General features: G+C 62.3%; 9 protein-coding genes. All 9 read right to left on the bottom strand.

The genetic code is table 11. The features are described from left to right. Positions 1 to 98 precede the first annotated feature (98 nt). The 9 genes from J2Y49_RS27695 to J2Y49_RS27655 all read right to left on the bottom strand — a co-directional run bounded on the left by J2Y49_RS27695 (position 99) and on the right by J2Y49_RS27655 (position 8497). A complete protein-coding gene (locus J2Y49_RS27695) occupies positions 99 to 608 on the bottom strand; it encodes a hypothetical protein (protein WP_149226078.1) in 510 nt (169 codons plus the stop codon). A 182-nt stretch (positions 609 to 790) separates the two neighbouring features. Next, positions 791 to 1429, bottom strand: coding sequence for an HNH endonuclease family protein (locus J2Y49_RS27690; protein WP_149226080.1), 639 nt, complete (start codon positions 1427 to 1429; stop codon positions 791 to 793). A 41-nt stretch (positions 1430 to 1470) separates the two neighbouring features. After that, positions 1471 to 1746, bottom strand: a complete 276-nt coding sequence (locus tag J2Y49_RS27685) for a hypothetical protein (RefSeq protein ID WP_149226082.1) — start codon at positions 1744 to 1746, stop codon at positions 1471 to 1473. Between the two features lie 158 nt (positions 1747 to 1904). Beyond that, entirely contained in the window at positions 1905 to 2375 is a 471-nt protein-coding gene (locus tag J2Y49_RS27680; protein WP_310118599.1) for a hypothetical protein, read from the bottom strand. A 68-nt stretch (positions 2376 to 2443) separates the two neighbouring features. After that, complete coding sequence (locus J2Y49_RS27675) at positions 2444 to 3847, bottom strand: DEAD/DEAH box helicase (RefSeq protein WP_149226086.1); 1404 nt, start codon at positions 3845 to 3847, stop codon at positions 2444 to 2446. 27 nt (positions 3848 to 3874) lie between these two features. Then, a complete protein-coding gene (locus J2Y49_RS27670; protein ID WP_149226088.1) occupies positions 3875 to 4054 on the bottom strand; it encodes a hypothetical protein in 180 nt (59 codons plus the stop codon). A gap of 765 nt (positions 4055 to 4819) precedes the next feature. Further along, positions 4820 to 5272 carry a hypothetical protein gene (locus tag J2Y49_RS27665; protein ID WP_149226091.1) on the bottom strand — a complete coding sequence of 151 codons (453 nt, stop codon included), beginning with the start codon at positions 5270 to 5272 and terminating at the stop codon, positions 4820 to 4822. A 69-nt stretch (positions 5273 to 5341) separates the two neighbouring features. Further along, positions 5342 to 7456, bottom strand: a complete 2115-nt coding sequence (locus J2Y49_RS27660; RefSeq protein WP_310118597.1) for a ParB/RepB/Spo0J family partition protein — start codon at positions 7454 to 7456, stop codon at positions 5342 to 5344. 411 nt (positions 7457 to 7867) lie between these two features. Next, positions 7868 to 8497, bottom strand: coding sequence for a hypothetical protein (locus tag J2Y49_RS27655; protein WP_149226095.1), 630 nt, complete (start codon positions 8495 to 8497; stop codon positions 7868 to 7870).

Here is an 8497-nt window from a genome sequence, read left to right as displayed (position 1 = left end):
CTAACCCCCAGACCGGAAATCCAGGAGCAGCGAATCATGCTACGGCGGCAAAGGGAATCCCCCTCAGCGATTCCAGGCAACCTGAGAACGCTCTAGGCTCAACGCTCCGCAGTCCAGGGCATGAGGCCATGCAGCAGCGCATTAAGGGCCAGTGCGCGGTCACGGTAGATGGGCGCAGGCTTCCCGTCCCTGCGCACCCCACGCGCCCAATAAGCCGGCGTTTCGACGCTGCTCAGGCGGAGCATACCTGCGATCTGCCGGAAGGGAACTGGCTTGCCCAGGTCCAACTCTCTGCCCATTTCAGCGCGCCACCGCTCGAAATCCTCCGGCGGCATCACGCCTTTCTCCTCGTCCCACGCGAACGGCGGCAGTCCCTCCGCAAGCGCTGCGCAAGCCAAAGACATATAGGCGGGGATGGTCGTGGGCGTGTTCGTGCCTCGCTTCGCGCCGCGTAGCATCTCGTCGATGCGGCTCATGCTGAGACCCAGCTCTTGAGCGGCCTTCGCGTGGGTCCACTGCATCGTGTGCAGCCAACAGACGAAGGCGTCGCTGGTCATGATTGCCGCATTAACTGCTCTGGGCATCGTCGCGTCCGAAGTCGAGGTCATTTTTCCGATCGTTACCACGGACAAGCGTTGAGTCCCAGCACGGGTGCGGGCGGGAGGCGTTAGGTTGGTCATTTCAAGTCCTTTCCCGACGCCCACCAATCAGGCGGTGTGGACGTCTGTAGCCATTCGGAGCCATCTGGGCGGCTGATTTAAACCGCTGGCTCGGGCCGGATGTCCTGGAGTCAGCGATAGAGTTCTGATCCTGTGATAGGAGCGGTCGGGTTTACGCTCCCCCCTCGGGTGACCGGCTGTTCGACCGGGCACGTATGGAGCACGGTCTGCAGGACCCGGAGTTCCCGCTCATCGGCGCTGAGCTGCCACTTGTGCTTGATGTAGATCCAGCGCCGAACGAAGAAGCAGCGTTCGGTTTCACCATCAGGGAGCCATGCCTCGGGGCCATAGGCACCCTTTCGCTGGTTTACATCGCGGCCGGTGACCACCAGGTTCTCCATGTCGTTGAAGAACCGGTGTCGGACCGCGGTCTCCCACTGATACCCCCCGGAGTCGTGCGCTTCCTGAACAGGGACGACGTGATCGATGTCCGTGTTCTTGGGATCGGTAATTTCCACACCAGTCCAGGCATCGCGCCAGAGCCCGGCAACCACCTTACAGTTTCGGAGCCGCGGCCGAACCAGCGACGTGGCAGCCAGCACTGCGTGCCGCGTCGTCAGGCACCCTTCCACAGGCTCCCAATCGCCCCAAGCCTTGCGGTCATAGCCCTTGCGCATTTCGGCGGCCGCCGGCGGCAGTTGCTGGGCCGCTACCGGTTGGGCAGCGGCGGCCACCATTGCGGCGGCGATGAGGATAGCGAAGCGGGGCATCGTGCGTGTCCGTGTCGACGGGACAAAAGGCGGGGCGGTAATCACGCGGAGAGGATTTGGAAAAGCTCGGCTTCGGTAGGCTCCGGGATTTCGCTCCACGGCCGCCCGATCCGGGGTGTCGCCTGCCAACCTTTGCTGCCCTCCGGCAGCTTCTTAGGGTCGAACGGCTGTATCATCCCGGCTCTGGCCAGCTCATCGAAAGCCGCTAGGGCACGTGAGCTGATAAAGTGCGGGGGCTCGAAGGTTACGGTCGTCACGGCGCCCATTCCAAACAGGCGGTAAGCGACGACTTGGGCGTCTCTGGACAGCGTGCACATGGTGTGATGGCTTCCTTCATCGGGGCGGTCAAACGAGGCGTGGAACGTACGAGACGATAACCCCCAGCCAGAACCCGAGCAGAACGCCGAAGAGCATCTTGGTCCGGGTGTTCGGCTTGTTGTCGTTGGCGGGTGGCATGAGGTGTCTCCAGAGGCCGTTACGTGCAGTGACGGTTCTCGAAGTGCTGCGCCGGCCGATTGGTGGTTGGATCGAGAACGGACGCGCCGTTGAGCGACAACCGGATCACCGCATCCTTCAGGGAGATTAGCCAGCGGTGCAGATCGCCAGACGGGCTGTCGATGCCGGCCAGCATCTCGTCGATGTAGGGAACCCGCATCAGCGTGTCGGCAAAGGTCTGCGCCTGGTGGATATCCTCCCAGCAGGACAGCAGGCGTCCGCTGTCGCGCCAGAACACCAGCCACCACACCTCACCGGCGATCTCATGCAGGCACACACCCATGGGCCCGTGTCCAAACACGACACGCGGATGAACGGGACCGTCGATGGCGGCGACGGTCATCCGGGTATAATCGCGAACCCACTCGGCGGGGCTATGAATAACATTGTGTTCAATCTCGGCGAGGGTGGGGAAGGGCACTGTCGAATTTCTCATGGTCATGACATCCATTATGACGGACCAGGCGCCAGCAGCGCGTCGGCGAAAAACAACGGTTTTGACCGTCTTTCCCGAGGGCTCTAGGCCGCGAGTCCCTTCTCCTTCGCTTTGTGGTGCACCCAGCCGCGGTGGTAGTTCTTGGCTCGAGCGATCCGTTCGAGGTCTTCCACGGATCTGGCGAGCCGCATCAACGTGCCATACCCTCCGGTCTTGAGCTGGTCGTCCGACATCGACGCGATCACCTTGCGCCGATTCACCTCCCCATCCTCAGGCGCAGGGAGGGCCGCCAGCTTGCGCGCCGTGAAGGCTTCACCGCACTCCTGGCAGTGCTGTCGGCTATCGTCGATACGCGTGACCCGGAAGCATCTCCGGCAGCGCTGAACCGGTGCCACCTCACGGTGCTCGTGGTCGCCATCGAGAGACCATTCCAGCTCCTCGTCGAGCATTCCGTGCTCCAGGGTGTTCCCCACCATGTCGATCAGAATGCCCCTTCGCTTTCCGGTAGACGGCCGCGTGAACCGGCCGCCCTGCTGCTGGAAGAGCCCCGTGCTCTTGGTCGGGCGGAGCAGGACCCCGACCTCGACATTCGGTACATCGGTGCCCTCAGAAACGAGCTCGCAGCTGGTCAGCGCCTGCAACGATCCGTCGGCAAGTCCCTTCAGCCGGGCGTTTCGCACCTCATCCGGCATCTTCCCGTCCACCGGCACCGCCGCGTACCCGGCCTTCGTGAGTTGCTCCGCAACATGGGCGCAGTGGGCGCGGCTGACGCAGAAGAAGATCGCCGGGCGACCGGAGGCGAGGCGAGCGTACTGTTGCACGGCAGGCTCGGTGACCTCCGGGTTGTTCAGAATGCGTTCCAACTCCGACGTCGAATAGTCGCCACAGCTGATCCGGACGCTGCGAAGATCCAGATGCAGGGGAGGGGCATTGATGTCGACGGGGACGAGGTACCCTTGCTCCGTGAGCCAGGACATGCTCGGCCCCACGATCGCGGTATCGAACACGAGGCTGAGCCCGGTGCCGTCTGCCCGAAACGGCGTCGCTGTCACACCGAGACGCAGGGCTCGATCCAAGGCCTCGAAGACCCGCATGTACTTGCTGCAGACGGCGTGATGCGCTTCATCGACGATAACGAGCCTAATCTTCGTCAGGAACGGCGCATAATTGTCGAGGCGGGACGCCAGCGTGTCGATGGAAGCGACATAGACATCTTCCTGCGCCAGCATGCGGCCGGGATAGATCAACCCGTGCGGCAGCCGCAGGCGATGCAGCGTCTGGGACGCTTGGCTCAGCAATTCCCACCGGTGGGTCAGAATCAAGGTCGGCCAGCCAGCCCCCGATACGATTTCCGCCACCTCCACAAATGTGGTGGTCTTGCCACCGCCCGTCGGCAAGACGTAAAGGGGGTGGCGGCGCTGCCTGAGGGCACGCAGGATCTTCTCGCGGTCCTCGACCTGGTAGGGACGAAGTTGACGACGGCTCATGTCAGCCTCAGACGCGGAACGCGGCGATCAGGCGGTAGCAAGGTGGCGGCCGCGCCTACCGGCTGCGTCCGCCAGGGTGATGCAGTTGATCGTGGTCACAGGTGCATCACCGTCGACCACGCGGATCAGATTGGCGCTGCTCTTGCGCCCATAGACCTCGATGTACCCCACCGGGATGCAGTCGGTTTGAATGGCGTTAGGGATCATGGTCCACCCTGTACGATTTTGGCTCTTGATGGCCACATTAATCGTACAGAGCGCATCATACAAGTGGCGAAGACACCGCTGTCGTAAGTATTCTTCGGCACTCATCGTTGAACTAATACATTCTTGCCCAGGGTCTTACTCAGACATTTGCCATGCACCCTAGATAACCTCTAACACTCCCGCATCTTCACACGTCGTAACTTCTAAGCGCTGTCAGCATCTGGCATTACATCGGTCACTGCCCCGCGCCCCAGCGACCGCGCTAGGTCGCCCAGGACACGGCGGTCCTCGGGCCGGAGCTGGCGCGCGAGAAGCAGAAGCTCACGCTCATCGTCTTCCAACCATGGAAGAAAAAGCGCCAATGGAGCGACAGGACCAATCTGCGTATCCGGAGCCGCATGAGCGCCATGGCTGGTGACGGTACGCAGCCCGATCTGAGCGCGTTCGCCCCCCGGACCGGTGCTCAGCGCACGCTCGACCGTCATCCAGGTCCCTTGGCACCCGGCACAGGCACGCTTGCGGCGGATGCTGTTATCGGCCTACGTACGGGTCTCAGTGACACCGTTGAGGGTGCTGCCGCAGCGTGGGCACGCCATCGCGCTGGGTTTTGCTCGCCCGCTTATCTTGGCGATGGTCGTGTTGCTGCCAGCGGCCATGTTCAGCTCCCGTGTGTAGTCACGGGCTAGAAGAGTAGCGTCTCATCCGCTGACTCGTCCCACTCGAAAGACGTCAGTTTCCGTCGCCTTTCGCGGGCATATCATCAAGTCAGCTCTCATCTTCGCGATGACAGTCGATCACGACGAAGCTGTCCATGCTGCTGTCGTTGTCGGAGAGGCGAGTTGACCAATCGTCCCGGCGGGCGATCCGGTGGGCCTTCCTCTCAGCCTGTCCAGGACTGCGGGCGAGAACGCGATAGTCCGCCCCAATGCTGGCTCGAACGCGGACGATGTAAGGCACCGGGGCACCGCCTCCCTCGGCATCTTCCGGGCCGGCGTCGGTGTCCGACGACAGAGCACCGACGCGCTGGATATCGGCGACGATGGCTTGCCGGTGCGCTTCCAGGCGATGGCAAAGACATTCGATCTCCGCATCGTCGAGGGAGCCTTCCGGATGGGCGAACTCGGCGTCTTCCGGTGCCGCCGAGCTGGTTTTAAGGAACTGCAGCAGGACCAGGAGGCTGGCTGCTTCCTTGTCGGAGATCGTGATCTGGGGGTCCATGTCGATCTTCTCGCTCTTGAGCTGGTGGGGGAGGGCGCGTAACCAGAGGACACGCGCCCTAGTCACAAATCAGGCGGCTTCCTCGTCCACGCCGGTCGCCGAGCTGCTTGCCACGTCCTCGGCCTCGGCAGCGAACGCCATGCCCGGCGGCAGCCACTGCTGGATGCCCGTTACCATGTCCTGCGGGATCGGGCCATCGGCGTCCGCGGCAACGGGGCCAAGCTCAGAGAGCAAGATGGCGTCGGGCGATCCGAACCACCGGTCGAGCGTGCTGACCATCTGGGCCTTCTTGGCTGGGGCGAGAGTCTGCACCCCCTTGCCGACCACGGCCACTTCGTCCAGCACGAACCCCTTCGACACGCGCGACCAGAACTCCGTCGCGGTTGGCCTCCATGTGCGAGCCGGATCGCATCCGATCTCGGTGCCGATATGTTCAACCACGTCATCCCGCTTGCCGCCATATTCGGACAAGCTGACGCTGATTGTTTGGGCGAACAGCACGGCCAAGACGGCGTCCTTGTCGGCGTCGGACAGGCTGTGGATGGTCTGGAACAGCAACACTTCACGCCCGCTGTAGCTCTTTTCCGGTTCGATCCTGCTCTTGAAGGCGTCGAGCAATTTGGCGAGGGCGGCACCAGCGGGCGTCTCGCCCATCTTCACCACGCTCCCCGAGAGCCGCTCAAAATGCCCCGACAGATTCGACGCCGCCGCCATGTTGCAGCGTATGGAGAGCTTTACCCATAGCGTATAGATCAGATAGCTCTTCGCGTACTGCGGTTCCTGCGCAAGAGCCAGCTGGAAGGCTTGGGTCCGGTGAGCCTCCAGGTCTGTGACCAGAGCCGCCGTATACGGCCCTCGCGCAGGCTTGCTGGTGCTTCTATCGAAACCGGTCTGCGTGAGCGTACCAGCGGGCGGCGCGTTCGCGGCCTCGCCTTCACCAGTCGCGTCCGGAGCGATGTAGCCCTCGCGCAGATCGAAGTCGCCGTCGCTGCCGATCAGCACGAACACCCCAGCCTTGGCTTTCAGTTCGGCGCTGTAGAACCGCCCCTTCGACGCATCGATCCTGGCAATCAGGCGCTTGAGTTCGGCCATGCGGTCGAGGTCTTCCTGCGGAATCTCGGGAGCGTCCTCGTCGCCCTCATCGAAACCGTCCTCGTAGTCTCCGTCATCTTCGTCGTCCTCCAACTTTGCATCATCCTCCACAGATGCAGCGCCGCCGGGCCTGCCGACTGTGAGTTCCGGGTGATAGCGGGAGAGGATCTCGTTGTGCGCAACGACCAGAGCCAAGCGCTCGTCTTCCTGATCGGCCGTGAGTTGACGTTCCTGATCCGGTCGAGTGCTCCGCATCGACGCGAGCACCGCGTGATCGTATTCCAGCATCGGCTTTGCCCATGCCCAGCCTTCGGCAACCAGCCGGTCGCACTCGCGCCGCAGCTTTGCGGTGGCAATCTCCAGGGCGGCGGTGCGGTCGTCCAGGTAAGTCCCATCCTCCTTGAACAGATCCTCGGTGACGGGCAGGCCCTTCGCCACGTAGTCCGCACGAACAAAGGTCCCGAGCTTGGAGGTCACCGGCACCCGCTCTTGCGCCAATTCTTTCCGGATATGGTAGGGGTGAAGCGAATGAGACTGCTTGAGCGCGTCGTAGACACGCTCCTGGATGGCGTGATCGTCGCTCAGGGTGAACGCCTCGCACACTTCCTTGTCAATCTTCCCGTCACGGAACAGGTCCAGCAGACGTGGGCTAAGCCGCCCCAGTTTCAGACGCTGTTGAACCGCACGCACCGGGAGTCCGAAGCGGATGGCAATGTTCTCAGCTGTCTTGCCCTGCTCCAAAAGCGCGGCAAACGCCCGGTACTCGTCCACAGGCGTCATATTCACTCGCTGGACGTTCTCCGCAAGCGACACCTCTTCGGCCTCGTCAGCATCCCGGACCGCGCAATCGACGGCGTAAGTCCCGTCGATCTCCCCTTTTGTCCGCAGGAGTTCCAAAGCGGCCAGACGCCGCCCGCCGCCAACGACTTCAAAGGTGTCGTCGTTTGCCTCGGTTGGAATGACGATCAGGTTTTGGAGCACACCTCGCGCCTTGATATCAGCCGCCATAGACTCGATATCAGCAAACGGATAGGTCTTCCGAACGTTACGGTCCGACCGGCGGAGATTTGAAAGGGCAATAGACTTTATCATGGTATGTGTCCCTGCTGTAGTGCGTTGGGGAAACGCGATGCACAGGGACAAATACATCGTACAGAGCGCATAAGCGCAAGCACAAAAATGCGTTGCTCCAATCTTTTTTCTACCGTCTAGGTCGAATATTTGTCAACGCCCCGGCGTCAGAAGCAGACGACAGAGATCCTCATCGTCTCTTTTAGAAAATGGCGTTCCCTAAAAAAATATTCAGTGAGTGTCGGCTCATGCGGTTCCGGGTCTTGAAAATAAATACCGCTCCTGGCGGCCAGCACGCAGCCAGAACAATGGGCAATGAACGCTCTCGTCTGCTCCGGGTAAGCGCGCCGCAAAAGGAGTGAGGACGGCGAAGCCTCCCGCGCCGTCCTCTTCCCGTTTTGCGACTTCAACACTGCGCCCCCCTGGATGGGATCACCCCGGTGCAATTGAGATCACCGCACCGCGGATCACTCCGCTAATTTCGAGCGGATAGGTTCCGGCCAGAGGATAGATCTCCTGATCGTATCCGACGATGATTGTCCCGCTCAGACGCGCGACGCGCAGCGTGTTCGAACCGGGTTTCCCGTCGGCGCGCTCGATCTCAATGAGTGCGGTTTCACCCTCAGCCAGAACGATGGGTACTGGGAGCGCCGGTCGCCAGTCGCGCCTCGTCCTGACAAAACCGTCCCCGACCGGCACGTTCACCACGCCGCCCACGATTAGGATGCGCGAGTAGGCGCTTGCGATCGGGTTGCTGGGAACCGGCACCGGAACCGGGTAGGGGACCGCACCACCCCAAGACCCCAGCATCGGCCCCGCGAACACCCCGCCAGCATTGAGCCGCGCCATGTAAGCCGCCCGCTCCTGGCGCCGGGCGGCCAGCTCCTCTGCACGGCGGCGTTCCTCGGCCGTGTCCAGTTCCGCCTGTTTGCTGCGAGCCTCAAGCTGCTGTTCGGCCGACAGCGCCTTGAACTCGGACTCCGACATGCCCAACGGAAACCGGGCGCACGCCGCCACCCCCAGGAGGGCGAAGGTAACGGCAACGAAATGGAGCAGCCTCAT

Source organism: Azospirillum sp. BE72, from assembly GCF_031455875.1.
Classification (GTDB): Bacteria; Pseudomonadota; Alphaproteobacteria; order Azospirillales; family Azospirillaceae; genus Azospirillum.
Note: the sequence above shows the minus strand (reverse complement) of the source record. Positions and strands in the feature narration are given on the sequence as shown.

Excerpts from the sequence above, each read along its gene's own strand:
- J2Y49_RS27680 (WP_310118599.1), bottom strand. The coding sequence starts at position 2,375 with ATGGATGTCATGACCATGAGAAATTCGACAGTGCCCTTCCCCACCCTC.
- J2Y49_RS27690 (WP_149226080.1), bottom strand. The coding sequence starts at position 1,429 with ATGCCCCGCTTCGCTATCCTCATCGCCGCCGCAATGGTGGCCGCCGCT.
- J2Y49_RS27675 (WP_149226086.1), bottom strand. The coding sequence starts at position 3,847 with ATGAGCCGTCGTCAACTTCGTCCCTACCAGGTCGAGGACCGCGAGAAG.
- J2Y49_RS27660 (WP_310118597.1), bottom strand. The coding sequence starts at position 7,456 with ATGATAAAGTCTATTGCCCTTTCAAATCTCCGCCGGTCGGACCGTAAC.
- J2Y49_RS27670 (WP_149226088.1), bottom strand. The coding sequence starts at position 4,054 with ATGATCCCTAACGCCATTCAAACCGACTGCATCCCGGTGGGGTACATC.
- J2Y49_RS27655 (WP_149226095.1), bottom strand. The coding sequence starts at position 8,497 with ATGAGGCTGCTCCATTTCGTTGCCGTTACCTTCGCCCTCCTGGGGGTG.
- J2Y49_RS27685 (WP_149226082.1), bottom strand. The coding sequence starts at position 1,746 with ATGTGCACGCTGTCCAGAGACGCCCAAGTCGTCGCTTACCGCCTGTTT.
- J2Y49_RS27695 (WP_149226078.1), bottom strand. The coding sequence starts at position 608 with ATGACCTCGACTTCGGACGCGACGATGCCCAGAGCAGTTAATGCGGCA.
- J2Y49_RS27665 (WP_149226091.1), bottom strand. The coding sequence starts at position 5,272 with ATGGACCCCCAGATCACGATCTCCGACAAGGAAGCAGCCAGCCTCCTG.